Genomic DNA, 24,381 nt, shown 5'->3' with positions numbered 1-24,381 from the left:
ATAATCTCATGACATGAATCGCCTATCAGACGGGCGAGCGTGCAAAGGAGTGCTGCCTTCAGCGGGTTCAAACAGGTTACCAGTCTTCTCGTGCCGCATGGGGGTCACCATGGCTGAGATCATTTCTGCGCCGCCCCATGGCCGGCCTGCCCTTGTTCTGAACGCCGACTTCAGGCCCCTGTCCTATTACCCGCTATCGCTGTGGCCTTGGCAGGAAGTGGTCAAAGCCGTCTTCCTCGACCGCGTCGATATCATTGCCGAATACGACTATGTCGTGCGCAGCCCCTCAACCGAGTTCCGCCTGCCCAGCGTCATCGCCCTGCGCGACTTTGTACGGCAGGACCGCCCGCCTGCCTTCACGCGCTTCAACGTCTTCCTGCGCGACGGGTTTGCCTGCGCCTATTGCGGCACGCACGAGAACCTCACCTTCGATCACGTCGTCCCGCGCTCCAAGGGTGGCCGCACGACATGGGAGAACATCGTCGCCGCCTGCAGCCCCTGCAACCTCCGCAAGGGCGGCAAGCTGCTGCGCGACTGCGACGTCCACCTCCAGCACAAGCCCTTCCGCCCGAACAATTACCAGCTGCAGGAAATCGGCCGCAAATTCCCGCCCCACCACCTGCATGATACGTGGATGGACTATCTGTACTGGGATGTTGAGCTGGAAAGCTAGGCGCTGCCACCGTCACAAAACTGCAGCCTTTCCGTCACAAAAGCCTTTTCAAATCAGCGTATGGGCGTTTTGTAATGACCCAGGCCACGCCCAAATACCGCGCGATTTTCATCTCCGATGTTCACCTTGGCTCGCGCGGCAGCCAGGCCGAGGCCCTCTGCGCCTTCCTCAAACTGAACACGAGCGAACATCTCTACCTCGTCGGCGACATCATCGATGGCTGGCGCCTCAAGAAGAAATGGTACTGGCCGCAGGCGCACACCAACGCCATCCGCCGTATCCTGACAGCTGCCAAGCGCGGCACAGACGTCACATACATCATCGGCAACCATGACGAGTTCCTGCGCGCCTTCATGCATTTCCGGCTGAATTTCGGCGACATCCACGTCAAGAACCGCGCCGTCCACCTGGGCGAGGACGGCAAGCGCTATCTCGTCGTCCATGGCGACATGTTCGACGGCATGATGCGCGCCGACCGCAAGTGGATCATGCACCTTGGCGACCACGCCTATAATTTCCTGCTCTGGGTCAATACAAACCTGAACAGCGTGCGCCGCCTGTTCGGCCTGCCTTACTGGTCGCTGTCGGCGGCCCTGAAAAAGCGCACCAAGCGCGCCCTGAACTATATCCACAATTTCGAGGATCACGTCGCCGCCTATTGCCGCCGCAAGGGCTATGACGGCGCCATTTGCGGCCACATCCATGTCGCCGAAATGCGCGACATTGACGGCATCACCTACATGAATGATGGCGACTGGGTCGAAAGCTGCACGGCCCTGGTCGAACACCATGACGGCCGCTGGGAACTGCTCGACTGCCGCCCGGATTCGGTGCGCACGTCGGTACCGGTGGTCAAAACCGCCCCCGTCGGCGAGCTGGAACTGGCCTGAGGCCCACCCCTCTCACCCAATCAACCCCATAGCCCCGTATCCCCTGCGAAGGCAGGGGCGGCGATCATGGGCGAGGTGAAACTGGCCTATGCGATCCTGCGAAACCAGCGCGCCGAACTTGGCAAGGCCAACTGCGTCCAGCGCATGTTCGCATTCCTCCGCTCGGGAACGCGGCCGGTAATATCACGCTATGCTGCGTCACCGATCCATACCCTCGACTGTCGCGTGGTTCTTTAAGACCTAATTGGCGTCAACATCCGATACAGTGCTTTCCCCGAAAGCATTGTCAAATTCAGTGCGTGTCCTGTTGATATGATTGATATCATTCATGACAAAATCGGAGCGTCTGTAAGCAAACTCTTTAACTCGATCCACGACGATGCGCTCGGCGGGAGTTATGATCTGGCATTCTATGAGCTTATCCAGATACTGTTTGGACATGGTCCGTAGATTCGCGATCTGTGTTTTGGTGGCTTCGCGAAGATAAGGCTTTTCACGAACACGCTTCTTCAGGGCGGCAATGGCATTGTTGTAAAGGTGCTGAACAAAAACCTTTGCATGCTTCGGGTCGGTGATCTGACCGTCGCTTACCGAAAGTATTACTGCCGATCGAATTTCCTCCAAAAGGTCGCCTAGCCGATCGACGTCTTCGCTGCCGCGCTTTTCTAGTTCAGCCATCCTCTCATTTAGCACGCTCGAAAGTTTTTCTAGTTTCTCGCTGGCGTCATTTTCAAAGTTTTCGATTGTTTTGCTCATTTCTCCAACGGCGCTGTCCAGATCGCGAATACGATCTTTGAATATAAATGGCACAAGCACAGCAGATGACAGAAGACCCAAAGCCGCAATTGACGACGAAAGAAGTTGTGCTTGGCCATCCCCAAGATGGGTCCATAATATGCTCAGAGAGCCATTTCTGATAGCAATCACAATCCAGGTCACCAGTACGACCCAAAGTATCAAAACAAGTGTAACTGCAAATGTAGTTATAAATCCTAGTCGTTTGCCTTCTGTCTTTGCCATCCTCGTCCCCATCCCAGCGTGTAATGCCAACAAGAAAGCTTCAATCAAGACGAGTGGCAATAGCATGCCATTGGTTGAAATCATCAAAGAGCCGCGGGCGATAATCAAAAGTATCGATTAAGGACGGGTCTTCAGCTCAGCTTCCTTGTGCTCGGCATTATTCATGGCATAGGCCGCCGCCTCTCCCGCTTGACTCCTCCCCGCATCCCCCGCACCACCTCGCGCCATGAGTTCCTCCCTCAAGGCCATTCTCGGCCCCACAAACACCGGCAAGACGCATTACGCCATCGAGCGCATGCTGGGCCACGGCACGGGCATGATCGGCCTGCCGCTGCGCCTGCTCGCGCGCGAGGTCTATGACCGCGTTGTCGAGCGCAAGGGCGCGGCCCATGTCGCCCTCATCACCGGCGAAGAGCGCATCGTCCCGCCGAACGCGCGCTATTTCATCTGCACCGTCGAATCCATGCCCACCGACACGCGCGCAGACTTTGTCGCCATCGACGAAATCCAGCTCGCCGAGGACGAAGACCGCGGCCATGTCTTCACCGACCGCATCCTCCACATGCGCGGCGCCTCGGAAACCCTGCTACTCGGCGCAGACACGATGCGCGGCCTGCTGCGCAAGCTGAACCTCGGCGTTGAGTCCGAGGCGCGCGAGCGTTTCTCGGAACTCACCTACACAGGCAAGACCAAGATCACCAAACTGCCCAAGCGCACGGCCATTGTCGCCTTCAGCGCCGAGGAGGTTTACGCCATTGCCGAATTGCTCCGTCGGCAGAAGGGTGGCGCCGCCGTCGTCATGGGCGCGCTCAGCCCGCGCACGCGCAATGCGCAGGTCGCCATGTACCAGTCCGGCGAGGTCGATTACATCGTCGCCACCGATGCCATCGGCATGGGGCTGAACCTCGATGTCGACCGCGTCGTCTTTGCCTCGCGCACCAAGTTTGACGGCCGCCGCCATCGCCCGCTCACCGCTGCCGAATGCGGCCAGATCGCGGGCCGGGCAGGACGCTTCCGCACCGATGGCGAATTCGGCGAGACAGGCGACTGCCCGCCCTTCGAGGAAGAGACATGGAAGCGCATCGAGCAGCACCGCTTCGATCCGGTCGACCATATCCAGTGGCGCAATTCCGCGCTCGACTATGCCTCGCTGAAAACGCTTATCCGCAGCCTTGAGCGCCCGTCCGGCAATCCGGTGCTGATCCACAATCCGCACGCGCTGGATGAATGGGTGCTGCGCCGCATGGCCGAGGATGGCGCCATCGGGCCGAACGTCACCGGCCAGGCCCGTGTGCGCCGCCTGTGGGATCTCGCCCGCCTGCCGGACTTTCGCAAGGCCGGCCCCGAAGGCCATGCCCGTCTCGTGCTCGGCCTCGCCGAAACGCTGGCCGATCCTGATGCGCGCCTATCCGATGCGGGCCTTGAGCGCCGCCTCGATGATCTCAGCGGCACGTCGGGCGGCATCGCAAAATTGCAGCAACAGCTTGCCAATATCCGCACATGGACCTATGCGGCGCACCGGCCTGACTGGCTGGAAAACCCGGCCAGATGGCAGGATAGAACGCGCGAGATTGAAGACACCCTGTCAGATGCGCTACACACGGCCCTGACCGCACGGTTTGTGGATCGACGAACGACGGCCCTCTTGGCCAGCCTTAGGAAGGAAGATGCCCTCGTGACTGACCTGACGCCGGATGGCGACGTGACCGTAGAAGGCCACCTCGTCGGCCGCCTCAAGGGCCTGACATTCGAGCCCGTGCTCGATGCCCGCACGCTGGAAGGCAAGGCCGTTCGCGGCGCGGCCCTCGCGGCCATCCGCCCGATGCTGGTCGAACGCCTCGGCCAGATTGCCGGCGCGCCCGTCGGCGCTTTCAGCCTCAACGATGACGGCAATATCGAGTTCGGCGGTCACCCCATCGCGCGCCTGACGAAAGGCGGCGACTGGATGAGCCCCGGCGTCGAACTGATCGGCGCCTCCGAAGTCGAGCCCGGCGAGCGGGCTGCTGCCCTGATGCGCGCCTCCGACTGGCTGAAGCATGAAATGTCCCGCGTCCTGCCGACGCACTGGAAGCTGCGCCACGAGAAGGCTGGCGACGCGCTCGAAGGCCTCGCGCGCGGCCTCGCCTTCCGCATCCTTGAAAGCGGCGCGGCGGTGGACCTGCGCCAGGACGATCCGTCTGCCCGCCTCACGCCGGAACAGCGCGAAGCCCTCAAGGCCCTCGGCCTGCGCGCCGGCCGTGTTGCCGCCCATGCGCCGGATGCGCAAAAGCCGGCCGCCCAGCGCCTTATCGCCATCCTGCGCGCCGTTCAGGCCGGCTCGCCTTTCCCGCTCGCGCCTGAAGGTGCTGGCTCTTTCCCGCTCGACGGCACATGGCCGGAAGAGGCGCTTGCCGCCAATGGCTATCTCCGCTTCGGCCGCCGCGCCGTCCGGGCAGACCTCGCCGAACGCCTCGGCTGGGAGATCGCCAAGCGCCGCAAGGAGGCCGACAAGAACGCCTTCGCCATCCCGATCGACCTTGCTTCCGTCGTTTCCTGCCCCTCCGATGACTGGCCCGCCGTGCTGAAGGGCTTCGGCCTCGCGCCCGCCGAAAAGGACAAGGAGACCGACGCGGTCCTCCTCTGGCGCTATGCCGCTCGCGCCCGTCCGGATGATCGACCCGCCCCGAAACCCCGCGGTGAACGCCCTCAGGGCCGCCAGGGGGCGCCCGGCGGACGGCCAAAGGGCAATGAGCGGTCACGGAATGGTCCGTCAAGTCCCCGGAACGGTCCGCGAAGTGCCCCTCCTGAACGCAAGATGGACCCTGACAGTCCCTTTGCGGCCCTCGCTGCGCTCCTGCCGCCCACCCCGCCTGCGCGGGACAAGGCCAAGCGGAAACGCAAGCCGAAGGGCGCAAAGCCGCCCGCGTCTCCCGCTTTTGCCTACACGCCATTCCAGTGAACGATACGGCCAGTGTCAGACTCGATATCTGGCTCTGGCGCGCGCGCTTCTTCAAGACCCGTGGGCTCGCCACGGATCATGTGAAGCGCAAAGGCATCCGCATCTCCCGCGGGGGTCAGACACGCCGGTCCGACAAGCCGGGCCTTGCCATCTCAGTCGGTGATGTTGTCACCTTCGGCCGGGGGGAGCATATAAAAACCATCGAAATCCTGGCCCTCGGCGAAAGACGCGGTCCGGCCGAAGAAGCGCAGGCGCTCTACCAACTTGTGGAAAATGATTTATGATCAAGGCTCTAAGGCAAATGTTCGCTCCCAAGACACCGGCCCTCAAGGCCATGGATCCCCAGGTCGCCGCCGCCGCCCTCATGGTCGAAGCCGCCCTGATTGACGGTGTCTACGTCAATATCGAGAGCGACATGATCGCCGAAATCCTGCTCGAAGCCTTCGGTTTCGACGCCGACAAGGCCGATGCCGTGCTCGCTGAAGGCGAGGCTCTGGCCGAGGAAGCCGTTGATTCTTATCAGTTTACCCGCCACGTGAAGAAGCTCCCCATGGCCGAGCGCATCTCCATCGTCGAGGGGCTTTACCGCGTTGCGCTGTCGGACGGCGAGAAAAGCCCCATCGAAGAGGCCTATATCCGCCAGGTCGCCTCGCTCCTCTATGTCGACGACGTCTCCCGCGCCGGCGCCCGCCAACGTGCAGAAGCGCGCACGGATGGCGCAGCCTGACCCGCGCTAAACACTCAGTCCAGCTTGTCTCATTGACACATGGCCGTGCTGAGGCCATTTCGCCCGCTGCACACCTGTTCAAGAGGCCCTCCCGCTCATGACCTATATCGTCGTCGATGCCTGCATCCGCTGCAAATACATGGATTGTGTGGAAGTCTGCCCGGTGGACTGTTTCTACGAAGGCGAAAACATGCTCGTCATTCACCCGGACGAGTGCATCGATTGCGGCGTGTGCGAGCCGGAATGCCCCGTTGAGGCGATCAAGCCCGACACCGAAGACGATCCCGACGGCAAGTGGCTGAAGCTCAACAGCGACTTTGCCAAGACCTGGCCCAACATCACCCGCATGAAAGAGCCGCCAGCAGATCGCGAAAAATTTGCGCAGGAAACCGGTAAGCTGGAAAAATATTTCAACCCCGCACCGGGCGAGGGTGACTGAACCCGTCCTGCCGCCCGCGCTGCTGCAATGACTGCAGACAGGCCCAAAGGTTAACGAAGTTCTTGATTTTATTGGCCGGACCTGCCCGGGCACTATGCCGTACCCTGTTGTAAAACTTGCACGATTGTGATAGTCTTACGACTTGAGCAATAATTGAACCAGAGCTGAAAAGTCTAATCTCAGACCGTAGATAACGGACTGGGTAAAGCCTGTTTGGCTCTGAATGCGTAGAAAAGGGCGATACTTCATGGCTAAAAAAGCAGACACCGCATCACTTGCATTCGGAGTGGGTCAGAGCGTCGTATATCCTGCGCATGGTGTAGGAAAGATTACCAGCGTCGAAAAACAAACCGTCGCCGGCATGGAACTTGAAGTTTACGTCGTCGCCTTCGATCAGGACAAGATGATCCTGCGCGTCCCGACCAATCGCGCCGAAGCCTCCGGCATGCGCGCCCTGGCCGGCTCCAAACTGGTTGATGACGCCATGAAAACCCTTGGCGGCCGTGCCCGCGTCAAGCGCACCATGTGGTCGCGCCGGGCCCAGGAATACGAAGCCAAGATCAATTCCGGCGACCTGATCTCGATCGCGGAAGTCGTGCGCGACCTTCACCGTGGTGACGACCAGCCCGAGCAGTCCTATTCCGAGCGCCAGCTGTACGAAAGCGCGCTGGACCGGATGGCACGCGAACTGGCTGCCGTCGAAAGCATCGACAAGGCCACCGCCATGGAAAAACTGGCCAAGGGCCTCGCCGCCAAGAAAAAAGTGGCTGCAGCCGCCTGATCTTTCCGGCCTCAAACAATAAAAAAACCCCGCGCCATCCGGTGCGGGGTTTTTCTTTGCCCGGTGGCGGGGCCTAGCCGATACGGCGGTCGCGCCCGGCCCAATAGGGTTCGCGCAAGTCCTTGCGCAGGATCTTGCCGGATGGGTTGCGTGGCAGTTCCGTCGCGATGTCGACCGTCTTCGGGCACTTGTAGCTGGCAATGCGTTCCTTGGCCCAGGCGATGATGTCTTCGGCTGTCGGCGTCTCGCCGGGCTTGGGCACGATGATCGCCTTGACGCTCTCGCCCCATTTCTCGTCCGGCACACCGATCACGGCCACGTCAGCCACGCCCGGATGCCCGAAGATCGCATTCTCCACTTCGGCCGGATAGACGTTCTCGCCGCCAGAAACGATCATGTCCTTCACGCGGTCATGGATGTAGAGGAATCCGTCCTCATCGAAATAGCCGGCGTCGCCCGTATGGAAGAAGCCGTTGCGGATCGCGTCTTCCGTGGCATCGGCCCGGTTCCAGTAGCCCTTCATGACGAAGCGTGCCTTGATCACGATCTCGCCCACCTCGCCGGTTGGCACGGGATTTCCGTCACCGTCCACGCAGCGCACGACAGCGCCCGGCCATGGCACGCCGCAGCTGCGCAGCTTGCCCCAGGCCGGGTCGTGCGCTTCTGGCGGCAGGTAGGTGCCTGCGCCCACAGTCTCCGTCAGGCCATAGAGCTGGGTAAACTTCACACCCATGATTTCCTTGGCTTCCAAAAGGAGACTCTCGGCAATCGGCGAGGCGCCATAGGAGACGACCTTCATTGACGAAAAGTCGGTCTTCCCGATCTCGGGATGTTGGGTCAGCATGAGGATAACCGCAGGCACCCAGAAGGCGTAGGCGATCCTGTGTTCCTCAACGAGCTTCAGGATCACGGTCGGGTCGATATCACGCAGGACCACAGCCTTCGCGCCCTGGGCGGCCGTCAGTATCCCGACATTGACGCCCGCCACATGGAACAGCGGCATGGCGTTCATCACGGCCTCACCGGCGCCATAGGCTGCCCAGTCCAACGTCTGGGCCTGTTCCAGCAGGACCCGATAATTCTCATTGGTCAGCTGCACGCCTTTCGGGCGCCCGGTCGTGCCGGACGTGTAGAGCTGGATCACGTCATCATCGGCAAGCGGCGTGCGGTCCGGCGCTGTATTCGGCTTTGAATTCCGCCAGCTCGTATAATAGTCCCAGTCTTCACGGTCGCCATCAATGGTGATGATGCGCTGAAGGTCCGGCAACTGGTCGCGGATCTGGTCGATGATCGCGTAGAAATCCTTGCCGACGAACAGGACCTTTGCGGCTGCGTCAGACAGGATGAACTGGATTTCAGGGGCGGCCAGCCGCGTGTTGACGCCGGTCATCACGGCCCGCGCCTTGGCGCAGCCGAAGAGCATCTCGTAATAGACGTCCGTGTTCTTTGCCAGGTAGGCGACCCTGTCTCCCGGCTCCACGCCGAGACTGATCAGGCCGTTGGCCACCTGATTGGTCCGCGTTTCCAGTTCGGCGAAGGTCGTTGACGCATTCTCAAACCAGTAGGCGATATTGTCTGGCACGCGTGTCGCCTGCACGCGCGGGATGTCTGCAATGAATGGCATCGCCTCTACGTCGATCATGGTGTCCTCCGGTATTTTCTACGTTTCGGAATGAGCTTAAGGCTTTCAGCGTCAGAGTCAGCTGGCAAACGCGAACTATCGCCCGGAATGCCTTCTGCATGGGCGATTTGGCTGTCGCTGCACCCAGCCTGAACTGATTGTATAGCGGCTCCGGGGCTTGCCGTTTGCCTGTGTTTACGCCACCTAAGGGCCATGACTGTTCAATCCCCTGTTCCCGACTCCGCCCTGACTGAAACCATGATGGACATGGGCACGCGTGCCCGTAGCGCATCGCGTGCGCTAGGCCGTCTCAGCGCTGATGACCGCACACGTGGCCTGAAGGCCATAGCGGAAGCGATCCGCGCCGCCGCACCGACGATCCTTGAAGCCAATGTGAAAGACATGGAAGCGGCCCGCAAAAAGGGTCTCGATGCTGCCATGCTTGACCGCCTCGCCCTGGATGAGAAGCGCGTCGACGGCATCGTTTCCGGCGTGGAAGCAATTGCTGCGCTACCTGATCCCATCGGCCGCGAACTCGCGCGCTGGCAGCAGCCCAACGGGCTGGACTTTGCGCGCGTCGCCGTGCCGCTCGGCGTCATCGGCATCATCTATGAAAGCCGCCCGAATGTGACCGCCGATGCGGGGACGCTCTGCCTGCGGTCCGGCAATGCGGCCATCCTGCGCTGCGGTTCGGAAAGCACGGGCTCGTCGCATGCGCTGGTCGATGCGATGCGCGCCGCGCTGAAGAAGGAAGGCCTGCCCCAGGATGCGATCCAGCTCGTCGGCACGACAGACCGTGAAGCCGTCGGCCACATGCTCTCCGGCCTCGACGGCCAGATCGATGTGATCGTGCCGCGCGGCGGACGCAGCCTTGTCGAACGCGTCCAGATGGACGCCCGTGTGCCTGTCATCGGCCACCTCGAAGGCCTCTGCCACACCTATGTCGACGCGGCCGCAGACCCGCAGAAGGCTGTCGATATCGTCGTCAACGCCAAGCTGCGCCGCACTGGCGTCTGCGGCTCGCTGGAGACGCTGCTGGTTGATGCCAAGGTTGCCGATACGCTGCTGCCGAAGATCGCCACTGCGCTGACCGAGGCCGGCTGCGAACTGCGCGGCGACGCCAAGGCCCGCGCCATTGTGCCAAGCATGAAGACGGCGACCGAAGAAGACTGGGCCACCGAATATCTCGCGCCTATCCTCGCCGTGTCGGTCGTCGACGGCATTGATGGCGCCCTCGCCCATATCGAGCGCTGGTCGTCCGGCCACACCGATGCGATCATCACCGAGGATCAGGCCGTCGCTGACCGCTTCCTCGCGACGGTCGACAGCGCCATCGTCCTGCACAATGCCTCGACCCAGTTCGCCGATGGCGGCGAATTCGGTTTCGGTGCAGAGATCGGCATCGCCACTGGCCGCATCCATGCGCGGGGCCCTGTGGGCGCCGAGCAACTCACGATCTACAAATATGTCGTGAGGGGCACAGGGCAGACCCGTCCTTGAATCTCCTGAAGCTTCCGGGACCGGTTGACGGCCTGCGCATTGGCCTGTTTGGCGGAAGCTTCAACCCGGCCCATTCCGGCCATGTGCATGTTGCCGAAACCGCGATGCGGCGCCTCGGCCTGGACTGGGTCTGGTGGATCGTTGCGCGCGGCAATCCGCTGAAGGCGTCCCATGGCGACTTCGACGCGCGCCTTGCCTCGGCCCGGGCCCTTGCCCGCAACCCGCGCATGATCGTCACCGACATCGAGGCCCAGCTCGGCCTGACCTATACGTCCGACACGCTGGCCGCCATCGTGAACCGGGCACCCCGGGCGCATTTCGTCTGGCTCATGGGGGCGGACAACATGGCCGGCTTCCACCTCTGGCAGGACTGGCAGGGCATTGCGAACACGCTGCCGATTGCCATTGTCGCGCGCCCCGGCGTCGGCACGGCTGCACGGAACGCGCCTTTTGCCCGGCGGTTTGCCAGCAGCCGCATCCCGGCCTCGGCCGCGCGCACACTTCCCATGGCCCCGCCGCCCGCTTGGACCTATTTGACCGCCCCGCTCGATCCGGCCTCTTCCACCGCTCTGCGGGCCGCAAGGTCATGAGTGGCGCGACCGTGGATATCGAGCGCCATAAGCGACATATCCTGCTCAAGGAAATTGGCGGACCTGGCGTGCAGAAACTGCGCGGCGCGGCACTGTCCATGGTCGGGGCAGGGGCGCTCGGCGGCCCGTGCGCGCTCTATCTCGCCGCAGCAGGTGTGGGAAGGCTCGAGATTTGGGACGATGATGTCGTCGACCGCTCAAACCTCCAGAGACAGGTCCAGTTCGGGGAAGGTGATGTTGGTCAGCCCAAGGCCGAAACCCTCGCGAGCAAGCTGCAAGCGGCTCACCCGGATACGCAGGTCTCCTGGCATCGCCACCGCTGGAGCGAAAGCCATCCTCTCGCCGGTGATATCCTGATCGATGCGTCCGACAATTTCCCGACGCGCTATGCGCTGAACGCAGCTGCCCACGCCTCGCGGCGCGCGCTCGTGCACGGCGCAGCGGCGGGCTGGTCCGGGCAGGTCAGCGTCTTTACGTCCGGCCTGAAGCCCGGCGCGCCCTGCTATCGCTGCTGGGTGCCGGAGACGCCGCCTGACGCGGAGGCGTGCGATGAAGTAGGAGTAGTCGGCGCCATGACGGGCATGGTCGGCGCGGCGATGGCGCTGGAAACCGTCAAGCTGATAACCGGCGCGGGGGCGCCCTTGATCGGGCGCATCCTGCTTATGGACGGGCTGGCCGGAGTGCAGCGAACAGTTAAACTGAAAGCGGACGCGAGCTGTAGTACGTGCGGCAGTATACACGCCGATTGACAGTCGGGCCGCACTCTCCCTTAGTGCTTGCCAGAGGGAAAACAGAATCCGGAAAGGACGCACAATATGTTTCGAGGGCTGATTGCGATTGTCGTAACACTTGCCATCATTCTGGGCGCGGGATGGTTTGTCATGAAGCGGGACGACATCGGCTATGACCGCCTGGAATCCATGTATGCCAGCAATGCCAGCCGCTTCATGCCGATGGGCGAGGACAGCCGCATCCACTACCGCGATGTTGGTCCGCGTGATGCGCCGGTGCTTGTTCTGGTGCACGGCTTTTCCGCTTCGCTGCATACATGGGAGCCGTGGGTCAAGGACCTGCGCAAGGATTACCGTGTTCTGACAATAGACCTGCCGGGGCATGGTCTGTCACGCTGCCTCGATGTATCTGAGACGGGCATCCCCCAATTCGTGGATGCCATCGATCAGGTTACGCACAATCTGGGTATTGAGCACTTCACCCTGGTCGGCAATTCCATGGGCGGCCATACCGCCTGGTCCTACGCCCTGGCGCATCCGGAGCGCCTTGATGGCCTTGTGCTGGTGGATGCCTCCGGCTGGCCGAAAACCGGCGACGAAGCCGAATCCTCTCCGCTCGTCTTCAAGCTGCTTGCCAATCCACTGGCGCGCCGTGTGATGAAGGATATCGACATGACCGGGCTGATCCGCAGCGGCCTTGAAGACAGCTTTGCTGATCCGGCTCTGGTCACGGACACGATGGTCGAACGTTATAGCGCGCTCAGCCGCGCCCCCTGCCACCGCGAAGCGATCCTGAACCTCATGACAGGCCGCGACGATCGCTCCGATGCGAGCGTTGAAAAGCTGGCGGACATCAATGTGCCGACGCTCATAATGCAGGGCGAGAAAGATAATCTCGTGCCGTCCGCCCATGCCGAGAAGTTCCATGCGGCCGTCGCCGGATCAGAGCTGAAGCTTTATCCCGATGTCGGGCATTTGCCACAGGAAGAAGCTGCATCCCAGTCGGTGGCCGACCTCAGGAATTTCCTGTCGACGCAGGTTTATACCGTGTCAGATGAAGCGCTGCCAGAGCCGCTGCCTGCGGAATAACGGCACGGCCGTCACGCCAGATCAGGAAACGCGTTCGACCATCATGTGCTTGATCTTCGCGATGGCTTTCGCCGGGTTCAGCCCCTTCGGGCAGACCTGCGCGCAGTTCATGATCGTGTGGCAGCGATAAAGCTTGAACGGATCTTCAAGGTCATCAAGGCGCTCGCCCGTGGCTTCGTCGCGGCTGTCGATCAGCCAGCGATAGGCCTGCAGCAGGGCAGCAGGGCCAAGATACTTGTCGCCATTCCACCAGTAGGACGGGCAGGACGTCGAGCAGCAGGCGCAGAGGATGCACTCATAGAGGCCGTTCAGCTCTTCGCGGTCGGTCTCTGACTGCTTCCATTCCTTTTCGGGCGCCGGTGTGACGGTCTTCAGGAAGGGCTGCACATAGGCGTGCTGGGCGTAGAAATTGGTCAGGTCGGGGATCAGGTCCTTGACCACAGGAAGGTGGGGCAGGGGAGAGATCGAGATCACGCCGCCGGGCAGTTCGTCAAAGCCCTTGGTACAGGCAATCGTGTTGTTGCCCGCAATGTTCATGGCACACGAGCCGCACACGCCTTCGCGGCAGGACCGACGGAAGGCCAGCGTCGGGTCGATATTGTTTTTGATGTAGAGCAGGACGTCCAGGATCATCGTCCCGGCCTTGTCCATGTCGACCCAATAGAGGTCCCAGCGTGGATTGCCGGCTTCCTCAGGGCTGTAGCGATAGATCTTGAACTGGCGCAGGTTTGTTGCGCCCTGCGGCTTCGGCCAGGTCTTGCCCTTGCCGACTTTGGAGTTCTTCGGAAGCGTCAGTTCAACCATCTTAAAACCCCTAGTAAACCCGTGCTTTCGGCTCGATATACGCGATCTCGTTCGACATCGTGTAGTCGTGCACACCGCGATAATCGATCGTCACCTTGCCGGCGTCATCGACCCAGGCAAGTGTGTGCTTCATCCACTTTTCGTCGTTGCGGTCAGCGAAGTCTTCGCGCGCATGGGCGCCGCGGCTTTCCTCGCGGTTGGCGGCTGAGTTCACGGTGACGGACGCCTGGGCGATCAGGTTGTCGAACTCGAGCGCTTCGATCAGGTCCGTGTTCCAGACCATGCCGCGATCTTTAACGTCGATGCCCGGCAGTTTCTTGTAGACGCCATCAATGGCTTCGACGCCGCTGCGCAACACGTCGCCGGTGCGGAACACGGCGCAGTCATTCTGCATCGCCTTCTGCATCTCGAGGCGCAGCTTGGCGACCGGCTGGTCGCCGCTTGCGTTCCGCATCCTGTCAAAGCGGGCGAGGTGGCTGTCGGTGGCGCCCTTGGGCAGTTCCGGCTGCGTCGCGCCGGCTTCTGTCGTTTCGCCGCAGCGCAGGCCAGCGGCGCGGCCGAAGACGACAAGGTCGATCAGCGAGTTGGAGCCGAGGCGGTTGGCGCCGTGCACCGACACGCAGGCCGCTTCGCCAACGGCCATGAGGCCCGGCACAACCGAATCCGGGTCGCCGTTTTTCTTGGTCAGCACTTCGCCGTGATAATTGGTCGGGATGCCGCCCATATTGTAGTGAACCGTCGGCAGGACCGGGATCGGCTCCTTGGTCACGTCGACACCGGCGAAGATTTTCGCGGTTTCCGAAATGCCCGGCAGACGCTCGGCCAGAACGGCGGCGCCAAGGTGTTCGAGGTGAAGGTGGATATGGTCCTTTTCCGGGCCAACGCCGCGGCCTTCGCGAATTTCCATCGTCATCGCGCGGGAGACAACATCGCGCGACGCAAGATCCTTCGCTGAGGGCGCATAGCGCTCCATGAAGCGCTCACCTTCGGAGTTGGTCAGGTAACCGCCTTCGCCGCGTGAGCCTTCGGTAATCAGGCAGCCCGAACCGTAAATGCCGGTTGGGTGGAATTGCACGAATTCCATGTCCTGCAGCGGCAGGCCGGCGCGCAGCACCATGGCATTGCCGTCGCCTGTGCAGGTGTGGGCCGATGTGCACGAGAAGAAGGCGCGGCCATAGCCGCCGGTTGCCAGGATGGTCTTCTGCGCGCGGAAGCGGTGCAGCGTGCCGTCATCGAGTTTCCAGGCTGTCACACCGCGGCAAACGCCTTCGTCATCCATGATCAGGTCGAGCGCGAAATATTCGATGAAGAACTCTGTCTCTTCTTTCACGCACTGGCCGTACAGCGTGTGCAGCATGGCGTGGCCGGTCCGGTCAGCCGCGGCGCACGTGCGCTGGACAGGGCCCTGGCCGAAGTCGCGTGTCATGCCGCCAAAGGCGCGCTGGTAGATCTTGCCTTCGTCGGTCCGCGAGAAGGGCATGCCCCAGTGCTCAAGTTCGTAAACGGCAGCAGGCGCGTTGCGCGTCAGGTATTCGATCGCGTCCTGATCGCCGAGCCAGTCGGAGCCCTTGACGGTGTCGTACATGTGCCAGCGCCAGTTATCCTCACCCATATTGCCGAGCGAGGCAGCAATGCCGCCCTGTGCAGCAACCGTGTGCGAGCGCGTCGGGAACACTTTGGTGATGCAGGCCGTGCGCAGGCCGGCCTGGGCTGCACCCAGCGCGGCGCGCAGGCCGGAGCCACCGGCGCCAACGACAACGACGTCATATGTGTGATCAACGAATGTGTAGTCAGTCATCGTGGTTTCTCCCGCAGCCGCCATCAGGCGTCCGCGCCAATCCAGAGTTTGAGCACCGAGAGGGCGACGGTCGCGAACAGCGCGATACACGCGAAACTGTTCAGGATCAGCAGCGCCGAACGGGTGCCTGTCTTACCGATATAGTCCTCGATGACGATCTGCATACCGATACGCATGTGATAGAACGCCGCGCCGGCCGTGAGGATCAGCAGGATCGCGTTCCATGGCTTGCCGGCCCATTCGACAGCGCCATCATAGCCCGCGCCCGAGGCGTGAATGACCGAGTAGAGAAACCAGGGCACGAGAAAGACCATCGCAATCGCGGTAACGCGCTGGCGGATATGGTCGCTGGTGCCGGACTTGGCCGATCCGAGGCCGCGTGCCGCCTTGGCAGGCGTGATGAACTGATTGTTCGCCATCTTCTAAAGACCCCTTATGCCAGTAGCACGACGGCCCAGATGGCCACCGACGCAAGAACGGCAAAAACATAATTGAAAACGGAAACGGCGCTGGCGGTCTTCGGGTCGAAGCCGATATGCGGGCCGTCCCAGAACAGGTAGCGGATGCCATTGGCGAGGTGGAACAGGACAGCCACCGTCCAGAGGAACAGGATGACCTGGCCCGGGATCGAGCTGATGATCGGCTCGAACACGGCGAAGGCGTCAGGGCCACTGGCCAGGGCGACCAGCCATGCGGCGATCAGGAACGTGCCGAAATACATCGCCATGCCGGTAAACCGGTGCGTGATCGAGGCAAACATGGTGGCGTGGTAGCGCCAGATTCCCAGATGGGGCGACAGGGGGCGGGAATCGGCCTGCTTGGTGCCTGACATGAAAGCTTACCTCACCTGTAATGAAACGCTTGGCTTCGCGTTCTAGGCGCCTCTATGATCCTGTCAACGTGAAGGCATGCGGGAGCGACAAATTGAAACCGTTTATTCTGGGTCTTGGCCTCCTGATCATGCCGCTTCTGGCGGCTGCTGACCCCACGCCAGACCCGATGGAGGGGCTCGTCAGCGCCTATGATGCCTATGTCCGCGACGTCAACCCGGACCAGGCGGCCGAGGATGACGGCACGATTGCGCGTCAATGGCGCGATGTGCGCCCTGAAACGGTCGACGCGCAGGCCAGGCGGGCGTCTGCCCTTCAGGCAGAGATCGCTGCCGCTGAAACCACCCGCACGGTGGACAAGGCGATTCTGAACCGTCTCCTGCAACTCGATATCGACGACGCAAGATATGACGCAGCCCGCATCCCGTTCACCGGCGACTGGGGCTTTCAGGCCGAACCCATCTTCACCGCCATGCAGACAAAGCTCGACTCCGCCGAGGATGCCGAGGCTTGGATCGCGCGCCTCAATGATGTGCCCCGCTATTTCGGGGAGAACATCGAAAACATGCGACGCGGCATCGCTACCGGCTGGACCGCCCACAAGGATCCGCTGAACACGATGACGGACCAGATCCGCGAGCAGATCGTTACCGATCCCGCCGACAGCGATCTCTACAAGCCGTTTGAAGCGCTTCCCGAAGACATGGACGCCGAAACCGCTGAGCGCCTGCGCGCCGAAGGGCTGGAGGCCGTCTCCCACGCGGTCACCGCCTACAAGGACACGCTGCGCTTCATCCTGACCGAATATGCCCCGCAGGCGCGCCCTTCGCCGGGCCTCGCCAGCCTTCCGGGCGGGCAGGAAGTGTACGCCGCCGCTGTGGAACACCACACGGCCGGCGCAGGCTACACGCCCGTCGAGATTCATGAGCTGGGCGAGCGCGAAGTCGCGCGCATCCGGTCGGAAATGGAAGATATCATCGCCGAGATCGGTTTTGAGGGCAGCTTTGCCGACTTCCTTGCCTTCCTGCGCTCCGATCCGCAATTCTATGCCACCTCGGCCGATGACCTGATGGCCAAGGCAAAGGCCGTGGCCGCCCGCATGGATGCCATGCTGCCGGACTATTTCGGTCGCCTGCCGGAACTGCCCTATGACGTCGAGCCGGTGCCAATGGCGATCGCGCCCGGCTACACATCGGGCCGTTATGTCGAGGGCGATCCAAAGGAAGGCCGCCATGGCATCTATTGGGTCAATACATACGCACTGGAACAGCGTCCTCTCTATGAACTGCCTGCCCTGACCGCGCACGAAGCCGTGCCGGGCCACCATCTGCAAATTGCGCTCAGCCGTGAAATGACCGACCAGCCGCAATTCCGGCAGGACTATTACGCCACCGCCTTTGGCGAAGGCTGGGGGCTTTACGCTGAACACCTCGCGGGCGAAGCGGGCATGTACGAGACGCCTTATGAGCGCTTTGGCGGCCTCTCCATGGAAATGTGGCGTGCCTGCCGCCTCGTCGCGGATACGGGCCTGCACTGGTACAACTGGACCCGCGAACAGGCTGAGGCCTGCTTCAAGGAAAACACCGCCCTCGCCCAGCTCAATATCGACAATGAAGTCACGCGCTATATCGGCTGGCCGGGTCAGGCTGTGGCCTACAAAGTCGGCGAGCTGAAAATCCGCGCCCTGCGGGCCGAGGCCGAAGCGGCGCTGGGCGAACAGTTCGACATCAAGGCTTTCCATGATGTCGTGCTGGGGCAGGGCGCCGTCCCGCTGGATGTGCTCGACGCGCAGGTGAAAGCCTGGATCGCGAGCCAGTTGCCGGAAGCCGAGCCTGCAGCGCCTGCACAATAGGCCCACAAAATAAAGCCGCACAGCTTGTACTGCGGCGGCCTTGAGGCCACATGGGCGAGCCATGTTTCGCTTCTTTGAACGCCGTATAGAGCCTTTTCCCGACGCCCCTTTGGAGGTTCCTCCGAAGGGGTTCCTGGCGTTCATGCTGCATTACGTGCGCGATGCCGTGCCGTGGCTGATCCTGATGTCGGTGTTCACGGCCATCATCGCCATTGGCGAGGTCACGTTGTTCGGCTTCCTTGGCGGCATTGTTGACTGGCTGGCCAGTTCCGAGCGCGAAGGCTTCTTCCCGCGCGAAGGCGGCAAGCTCGCCCTCATGGCCGGGGTTGTTCTCATTGTCCTGCCGCTGGCGACGCTGGTGCAGGGCCTGATCGTCTATCAGGGCCTGATGAGCAATGTGCCGATGAGCGCCCGCTGGCGCATGCACCGGCAGATGCTCGGTCAGTCGATGAACTTCTTCGGCAACGAGTTTGCCGGCCGCGTGGCCACAAAGGTCATGCAGACATCCCTGTCGGTGCGCGAGACGGTGATGAAGGTGCTCGACGTCTTTGTCTTCGTGATCGTCTATTTCCTGTCGGCGCTGACGCTTGTTGCCTCAGCCGATCCCCGCCTGACACTGCCGCTCATTCTCTGGGCCGTGGTCTATGGCTTTGTCCTGCGCTGGTTCATCCCCCGGCTTGGCAGGATTTCCGAGAAACAGGCCGATGCACGCTCCGTCATGACCGGGCGCATTGTTGATTCCTATACCAACATCCAGACGGTGAAGCTGTTCGCCCATGCGGGCCGCGAGGAAGACTATGCCCGCGAAAGCATGGATGGCTTCCTGCAGACCGTTTACAAGCAGATGCGCTATGTCACCGGCTTCAACGTCATCGTCTATCTCAACAATTCGCTGCTCGTCTTCCTGATTGCTGGCGGCGGCATCCTGCTCTGGCAGGGCCAGCTTGTCGGCGCGGGCGCCGTGGCAGCCGCCATCGGCCTCGCCCTGCGCATCAAGTCCATGTCGCAATGGATCATGTGGGAAGTGGCCGGTCTCTTCGAGAATGTCGGCGTCGTCTATGATGGCAAGGCCATGCTGGAAAAGCCGGTGATCGTCGCCGATGCGCCGGATGCGCAGGTCCTGCCGCGCGGCGCTGGCGCGATCGCGTTCGAGAATGTCACCTTCCACTATGGCAAGGGCGCAGGTGTCATCGAGAACATGTCGCTGTCGATCCGTCCCGGCGAAAAGATCGGCCTTGTCGGGCGCTCGGGCGCCGGCAAGACCACGCTGACCAATCTCCTCTTGCGCTTCTATGACGCCGAAAGCGGCCGCATCCTGCTCGACGGTCAGGACATCGCCCATGTCACGCAGGATTCCCTGCGCGCGCAGATCGGCGTCGTGACGCAGGACACGTCCCTCCTTCACCGCTCGATCCGCGAGAACATCGCCTATGGCCAGCCGGATGCCAGCGATGCCGAGATCAACACGGCCGCGGGCAAGGCGGCTGCCCTTGATTTCATCGCGTCGCTCGAAGACGCCAAGGGCCGTGTCGGCCTCGATGCCCATGTCGGCGAGCGCGGCGTGAAACTGTCGGGCGGTCAGCGCCAGCGCATCGCCATTGCCCGCATCTTCCTGAAGGACGCGCCCGTCCTGATCCTCGACGAGGCGACCTCCGCCCTCGATTCCGAGGTCGAGGCTGTCATCCAGGACAAGCTGTTCGACCTCATGGAGGGCAAGACCGTCATCGCGATTGCCCACCGCCTGTCGACCATCGCCGCCATGGACCGCCTGATCGTGCTGGATCAGGGCCGCATCGTGGAAGAGGGCACGCATGAAGCGCTCGTTCAGGTGGGCGGTCTCTATGCCGATCTCTGGGCACGCCAGTCAGGCGGCTTTCTTGTCGAGCCTGAAGTGGTCGAAATGCAGGCGGAGTAGAACGTCATGAAACTCACGATCATCGAAACCGGTCTGGTTCCCGAGCCTATCCGTGCATCATTCGTGGATTATCCTTGCATGTTTCGTGCACTTGTCCGTGCATCCGATCCGTCATTTTCGTTTGAGACGGTGTCCGTTATCAAGGGGGAAAGCCTGCCTGACCCGGCAGGCCTCGAAGCCATCCTGATCACCGGTTCACCCGCTGGCGTCTATGATGACGAGCCCTGGATGGCGCCGCTGATGGCGTTCATTCGCGGCGCAGCCAACGCGCAGGTGCCGCAGGTCGGCATCTGCTTCGGCCATCAGGCCATCGCCGAGGCCCTTGGCGGCAAGGTCATCAAGTCGCCCAAGGGCTGGGGCGTCGGCCGCCACACATATGACGTCGAGGCGTGTCCCGGCCTTGTCGCAAAAAATTGTCCCAAAAGCGTATCCATCGCGGTAAGCCATCAGGATCAGGTCGTCACCTTGCCGCCGGGTGCGGAGGTCATCGCACGGTCGGATTTTACGCCCCATGCGGGCCTCCATTATGCGCAGGCGCCAGCGCTCAGTTTCCAGTGCCATCCGGAGTTCGACGACACCTATTCTGCAGCACTCTATACAGCACGCAAGGAGCGCCTCGGCGCTGCGGCAGAGGCTGCCGTCAGCTCTCTGGCGACCCCGCACGACAATCACGTTCTGGGCAGCTGGATCACCGGCTTTCTCAAGGCGCATGCGAGCTAGGGGATTGCAGGGTTAACCGATCGCCCGTGGCGCGAAACCTGCATCCGGTTGCCAGCAGCAACAGACTTGTGTTGAACACATGCTGAAACCCGGAGATTGCCCGCCATGATGCCGAAGCCCCTCGCCCATATCGAAGCCAACACGCTCGAATTCGAAATCCTGCCCATGGTGAAGCCGACAGGCTTCCGGGAGTATGATGCGCGCTGGTGGTTCAACGGCATCGGCCATGAGAAGGCTCCGGAACTGAACTTCACGGGCGTTCAGGCCCTCGGCCTCGGCATGGCGACGCTGTTCCACGAAATGGGCGTCACGCCGAAAGTCGTCACCGGCCACGATTTCCGCTCGATCAGCCAGCCCATCAAGAACGCGCTGATACTTGGCCTCGTCCAGGGCGGCTGCGAAGTGCTCGACGTTGGCCTCGCGCTCTCGCCAATGGTCTACTGGAGCCAGTTCGAGCTCGACGCGGCCTGCTGCGCCATGGTCACCGCCAGCCATAACGAGAATGGCTGGACCGGCGTGAAAATGGGCGCCGACCGCCCGCTCACCTTCGGTCCTGTCGAAATGGGCCGCCTGAAAGAGATCGTCATGGCGGGCGACTTCGTCCCGCGTGCTGGCGGCGGGCATCACCGCGTAGACGGCATGCGCGAGAAATATATCGCCTCGGTCGCCGATGGCGTGAAACTGTCGCGCCCGATCAAGGTGATCGCCGCCTGTGGCAACGGCACGGCTGGCGCCTTCGCGCCGGACGCCCTGCGCGCCATGGGCGCCGAAGTCATCGAAATGGACTGTGATCTCGACAACACGTTTCCGAAGTACAACCCGAACCCCGAAGATGCCGAAATGCTGCACGAAATGTCAAAAGCCGTGAAAGACCTCGGCGCCGACGTCGTGCTCGGCTTTGATGGCGACGGTGACCGCTGCGGTGTTGTCGACAATACGGGCGAGGAAATCTACGCCGACAAGATCGGCCTGATGCTGGCCCGCGACCTGTCGAAAAACTACAAGAACGCGACCTTTGTCGTCGATGTGAAATCAACCGGCCTCTACAAGACCGACCCGATCCTCAAGGAAAACGGCGCCACGGTCGACTATTACAAGACCGGCCATTCCTACATCAAGCGCCGCACCAATGAACTTGGCGCGCTTGCTGGCTTCGAGAAGTCCGGCCACTTCTTCTTCCGTCCGCCCATCGGGCTTGGCTATGACTGCGCCCTGACGGCCGCCAAGGCGATCCTCGAAATGCTCGACCGCAACCCCGGCAAGACCATGGCCGACCTGCGCGACGAACTTGGCGTGGCCTTCACGTCCCTCACCATGTCGCCGCATTGCGGAGACGAAGTGAAGTATGACGTGGTCGACAAGATGGTCGCCGAATACGAGGCGCTGAACGGCACCGAAATCCTCGGCCGCAAGGTTGTCGACGTGAACACCGTGAACGGCGCCCGCGTGACGCTGGAAGACGGCAGCTGGGTGCTGATCCGTGCTTCCTCCAACAAGCCGGAACTCGTTGTCGTGGTCGAATCCATGTCCAGCGAGGACGACATGCGCGATCTCTTCCACAAGGAAATCAAGCCGCGCCTCGGCAAACATCCGGAAGTCGGCGCCTACAATCAGGAAATCTGACGGTCATGGGCCTCAATCCGAACTATGCCGCCGTTTCCGGTCGCCAGCAGGTGACCGGACGCTGGGCCATCACCCTGCCGGGTGAGTTCAATCGCCGTGAAGAAGAGGCGGGCCTCTGCTTCTGGAGACCCGGCCTGACGATCTGGCTGACAGCCTATGGCGCCGAGGACGGAATGACGATCGAGCAACGTCTGGCGCGTGACCGGGGCAATGCCTCGCCGGAGGCAACAGACATGGTCGAAAGTCACGAGGATGGCGTCGGCCGCCTCAGCTACCGCCTTGCAGAGACAAGAGCGGATGGCGTGATCGTCAATGGGCTCTACTCTTATGTCCATGGCGAGGCCGGCCAGGTGATGGTGGCGGCGTATTTCGATTCCGACACGGACCTTGAGGCGGCTCGCAAAGTGTCTGCCTCGATAACCTATACAGGCTGACGAACGGGCACAGGCTCTTGACCTGACGGCCCAAAAATCGCACGCCCCTGCGCAAACCGGGCGGGCTTTCGAAAAGGATGATTCCATGCGCGTTGCGATGATCGGTACAGGCTATGTGGGCCTGGTTTCGGGTGCTTGTTTTGCAGATTTCGGTCACATCGTGACTTGCGTCGACAAGGATGCCTCGAAGATCGAGCGCCTGAAGAATGGCATCATGCCCATCTACGAGCCGGGTCTCGACGCGCTCGTCGCCAGTAATGTTGAGGAAGAGCGCCTGTTCTTCACGACCGATGCGGCCGAGGCCATCAAGGATGCAGACGCCGTCTTTATTGCAGTCGGGACGCCTTCACGGCGCGGCGACGGACATGCAGACCTCTCCTATGTCTATGCAGCGGCGGAAGAGATTGCCGGCCTGATGGACGGCTTTACGGTTGTCGTGACGAAATCGACCGTTCCGGTTGGCACGGGAGACGAGGTTGAGGACATCATCCGCAAGGCCCGCCCCGATGGGGACTTCGCCGTCGTCTCCAACCCTGAATTCCTGCGCGAAGGCGCAGCGATCAAGGACTTCAAGATTCCGGACCGCGTTGTCGTCGGCACCGAGGATGAGCGCGCCCGCCAGCTGATGCGTGAACTCTATCGCCCCCTCTTCCTGAACGAGACGCCCATCCTGTTTACCGATCGGCGCACCTCGGAACTGATCAAGTATGCGGCCAACGCCTTCCTTGCCGTGAAGATCACTTTCATCAACGAAATGGCAGACCTCTGCGAGAAAGTCGGCGCCAATGTGCAGGAAGTGTCGCGCGGTATCGGTCTCGATAACCGGATCGGTCGCAAGTTCCTGAATGCGGGCCCTGGCTATGGCGGCAGCTGCTTCCCGAAAGACACGCTTGCGCTCAGCAAGACGGCCAATGATGTCGGTGCCCCCGTCCGTATCGTCGATACGGTCGTTGAAGTGAACAAGGCGCGCAAGAAGGCCATGGCTGACAAGGTCATCGCGGCCATGGGCGGGGATGTGAAAGGCAAGACGATCGGGGTGCTCGGCCTCGCATTCAAGCAGAACACCGATGACATGCGCGATGCGCCCAGCCTCGACATCCTGCCGGCGCTGATGGCGGCAGGCGCGAAGGTGCGCGCGTATGATCCTGAAGCGATGACGGAAGCGGCGCACCTGCTCGAGGGCGTCGATTTTGCCACCAGTCCCTATGACGCGATCCAGAACGCAGACGCCATGGTGATCATCACCGAATGGGACCAGTTCCGCGCACTCGACTTTGAGCGTGTGAAAGCTGCGCTGAACACGAATATCGTGGTAGACTTGCGCAACATCTATTCTCCCGAAGACATGGCGGCCCGTGGCTTTGCCTACACGTCAATCGGCCGCCCGTAATTCCCGCTTTCCTTTC

General features: G+C 61.8%; 24 protein-coding genes. 18 read left to right on the top strand and 6 right to left on the bottom strand.

The genetic code is table 11. From position 1 onward, the window contains the following. Positions 1-109: 109 nt before the first annotated feature. The 3 genes from HY30_RS02570 (at position 110) to HY30_RS19915 (ending at position 1,800) form a co-directional block, all read left to right on the top strand. Positions 110-673: an HNH endonuclease gene (locus HY30_RS02570; RefSeq protein WP_034736881.1), complete on the top strand. Its 564-nt coding sequence runs from the start codon at positions 110-112 to the stop codon at positions 671-673. 74 nt (positions 674-747) lie between these two features. Continuing rightward, entirely contained in the window at positions 748-1,563 is an 816-nt protein-coding gene (locus HY30_RS02565) for a UDP-2,3-diacylglucosamine diphosphatase (RefSeq protein WP_034736520.1), read from the top strand. Between the two features lie 66 nt (positions 1,564-1,629). Next, the gene (locus HY30_RS19915; protein ID WP_155839216.1) at positions 1,630-1,800 is read left to right on the top strand and encodes a hypothetical protein; all 171 of its coding nucleotides are present in this window, start codon (positions 1,630-1,632) and stop codon (positions 1,798-1,800) included. A 3-nt stretch (positions 1,801-1,803) separates the two neighbouring features. On the opposite strand, the gene HY30_RS02560 is transcribed toward HY30_RS19915, so the two are convergent. Beyond that, positions 1,804-2,583 carry a hypothetical protein gene (locus HY30_RS02560; protein ID WP_155839215.1) on the bottom strand — a complete coding sequence of 260 codons (780 nt, stop codon included), beginning with the start codon at positions 2,581-2,583 and terminating at the stop codon, positions 1,804-1,806. A 226-nt stretch (positions 2,584-2,809) separates the two neighbouring features. On the opposite strand from HY30_RS02560, the gene HY30_RS02555 reads away from it, so the two are divergent. The 5 genes from HY30_RS02555 to HY30_RS02535 all read left to right on the top strand — a co-directional run bounded on the left by HY30_RS02555 (position 2,810) and on the right by HY30_RS02535 (position 7,468). Beyond that, on the top strand, positions 2,810-5,521 hold the full coding sequence (locus HY30_RS02555) for a helicase-related protein (RefSeq protein WP_034736516.1): 2,712 nt from the start codon (positions 2,810-2,812) through the stop codon (positions 5,519-5,521). Beyond that, positions 5,518-5,805: an RNA-binding S4 domain-containing protein gene (locus tag HY30_RS02550; protein ID WP_034736514.1), complete on the top strand. Its 288-nt coding sequence runs from the start codon at positions 5,518-5,520 to the stop codon at positions 5,803-5,805. The genes HY30_RS02555 and HY30_RS02550 overlap by 4 nt, the downstream gene beginning before the upstream one ends. Then, positions 5,802-6,248 (top strand): tellurite resistance TerB family protein, encoded by a 447-nt coding sequence (locus tag HY30_RS02545; RefSeq protein WP_034736512.1) that lies wholly within the window; start codon positions 5,802-5,804, stop codon positions 6,246-6,248. The genes HY30_RS02550 and HY30_RS02545 overlap by 4 nt, the downstream gene beginning before the upstream one ends. Before the next feature lie 97 nt (positions 6,249-6,345). Continuing rightward, positions 6,346-6,687: a ferredoxin FdxA gene (gene fdxA, locus HY30_RS02540; protein ID WP_034736510.1), complete on the top strand. Its 342-nt coding sequence runs from the start codon at positions 6,346-6,348 to the stop codon at positions 6,685-6,687. Between the two features lie 247 nt (positions 6,688-6,934). Beyond that, on the top strand, positions 6,935-7,468 hold the full coding sequence (locus HY30_RS02535) for a CarD family transcriptional regulator (RefSeq protein WP_034736508.1): 534 nt from the start codon (positions 6,935-6,937) through the stop codon (positions 7,466-7,468). 73 nt (positions 7,469-7,541) lie between these two features. Here the strand turns inward: HY30_RS02535 and HY30_RS02530 are convergent, their stop codons facing one another. Next, entirely contained in the window at positions 7,542-9,110 is a 1,569-nt protein-coding gene (locus HY30_RS02530) for a long-chain-fatty-acid--CoA ligase (protein ID WP_034736506.1), read from the bottom strand. 192 nt (positions 9,111-9,302) lie between these two features. On the opposite strand from HY30_RS02530, the gene HY30_RS02525 reads away from it, so the two are divergent. The 4 genes from HY30_RS02525 (at position 9,303) to HY30_RS02510 (ending at position 12,999) form a co-directional block, all read left to right on the top strand. Then, positions 9,303-10,589 carry a glutamate-5-semialdehyde dehydrogenase gene (locus HY30_RS02525; protein WP_034736504.1) on the top strand — a complete coding sequence of 429 codons (1,287 nt, stop codon included), beginning with the start codon at positions 9,303-9,305 and terminating at the stop codon, positions 10,587-10,589. After that, complete coding sequence (locus HY30_RS02520) at positions 10,586-11,179, top strand: nicotinate-nucleotide adenylyltransferase (protein ID WP_034736503.1); 594 nt, start codon at positions 10,586-10,588, stop codon at positions 11,177-11,179. The genes HY30_RS02525 and HY30_RS02520 overlap by 4 nt, the downstream gene beginning before the upstream one ends. Next, positions 11,176-11,928, top strand: a complete 753-nt coding sequence (locus HY30_RS02515; protein ID WP_034736501.1) for a HesA/MoeB/ThiF family protein — start codon at positions 11,176-11,178, stop codon at positions 11,926-11,928. The genes HY30_RS02520 and HY30_RS02515 overlap by 4 nt, the downstream gene beginning before the upstream one ends. 66 nt (positions 11,929-11,994) lie before the next feature. Next, positions 11,995-12,999, top strand: coding sequence for an alpha/beta fold hydrolase (locus tag HY30_RS02510; protein WP_051614679.1), 1,005 nt, complete (start codon positions 11,995-11,997; stop codon positions 12,997-12,999). 21 nt (positions 13,000-13,020) lie between these two features. On the opposite strand, the gene HY30_RS02505 is transcribed toward HY30_RS02510, so the two are convergent. The 4 genes from HY30_RS02505 to sdhC are packed head-to-tail and all read right to left on the bottom strand — an operon-like array spanning position 13,021 to position 16,433. Further along, positions 13,021-13,803, bottom strand: coding sequence for a succinate dehydrogenase iron-sulfur subunit (locus HY30_RS02505; RefSeq protein WP_034736498.1), 783 nt, complete (start codon positions 13,801-13,803; stop codon positions 13,021-13,023). A 10-nt stretch (positions 13,804-13,813) separates the two neighbouring features. After that, on the bottom strand, positions 13,814-15,601 hold the full coding sequence (sdhA, locus tag HY30_RS02500; protein ID WP_034736877.1) for a succinate dehydrogenase flavoprotein subunit: 1,788 nt from the start codon (positions 15,599-15,601) through the stop codon (positions 13,814-13,816). 23 nt (positions 15,602-15,624) lie between these two features. Beyond that, positions 15,625-16,020 carry a succinate dehydrogenase, hydrophobic membrane anchor protein gene (sdhD, locus tag HY30_RS02495; protein WP_051614677.1) on the bottom strand — a complete coding sequence of 132 codons (396 nt, stop codon included), beginning with the start codon at positions 16,018-16,020 and terminating at the stop codon, positions 15,625-15,627. Positions 16,021-16,034: 14 nt separating this feature from the next. Next, a complete protein-coding gene (gene sdhC, locus HY30_RS02490) occupies positions 16,035-16,433 on the bottom strand; it encodes a succinate dehydrogenase, cytochrome b556 subunit (protein ID WP_034736495.1) in 399 nt (132 codons plus the stop codon). A 92-nt stretch (positions 16,434-16,525) separates the two neighbouring features. On the opposite strand from sdhC, the gene HY30_RS02485 reads away from it, so the two are divergent. The 6 genes from HY30_RS02485 to HY30_RS02460 all read left to right on the top strand — a co-directional run bounded on the left by HY30_RS02485 (position 16,526) and on the right by HY30_RS02460 (position 24,365). Then, positions 16,526-18,283, top strand: a complete 1,758-nt coding sequence (locus HY30_RS02485) for a DUF885 domain-containing protein (protein ID WP_241765620.1) — start codon at positions 16,526-16,528, stop codon at positions 18,281-18,283. A gap of 61 nt (positions 18,284-18,344) precedes the next feature. Then, on the top strand, positions 18,345-20,198 hold the full coding sequence (locus tag HY30_RS02480) for an ABC transporter ATP-binding protein (protein WP_034736492.1): 1,854 nt from the start codon (positions 18,345-18,347) through the stop codon (positions 20,196-20,198). 6 nt (positions 20,199-20,204) lie between these two features. Next, positions 20,205-20,918, top strand: coding sequence for a type 1 glutamine amidotransferase (locus tag HY30_RS02475; RefSeq protein WP_034736489.1), 714 nt, complete (start codon positions 20,205-20,207; stop codon positions 20,916-20,918). A gap of 108 nt (positions 20,919-21,026) precedes the next feature. Continuing rightward, positions 21,027-22,541 carry a phosphomannomutase/phosphoglucomutase gene (locus tag HY30_RS02470; protein ID WP_034736869.1) on the top strand — a complete coding sequence of 505 codons (1,515 nt, stop codon included), beginning with the start codon at positions 21,027-21,029 and terminating at the stop codon, positions 22,539-22,541. Positions 22,542-22,546: 5 nt separating this feature from the next. After that, entirely contained in the window at positions 22,547-22,975 is a 429-nt protein-coding gene (locus HY30_RS02465; RefSeq protein ID WP_034736487.1) for a hypothetical protein, read from the top strand. Positions 22,976-23,060: 85 nt separating this feature from the next. Further along, positions 23,061-24,365 carry a UDP-glucose dehydrogenase family protein gene (locus tag HY30_RS02460; RefSeq protein ID WP_034736484.1) on the top strand — a complete coding sequence of 435 codons (1,305 nt, stop codon included), beginning with the start codon at positions 23,061-23,063 and terminating at the stop codon, positions 24,363-24,365. Positions 24,366-24,381: the final 16 nt, after the last annotated feature.

Origin of the sequence: Hyphomonas chukchiensis (genome assembly GCF_000682695.1) — a bacterium.
Lineage (GTDB): Bacteria > Pseudomonadota > Alphaproteobacteria > Caulobacterales > Hyphomonadaceae > Hyphomonas > Hyphomonas chukchiensis.
Note: the sequence above shows the minus strand (reverse complement) of the source record. Positions and strands in the feature narration are given on the sequence as shown.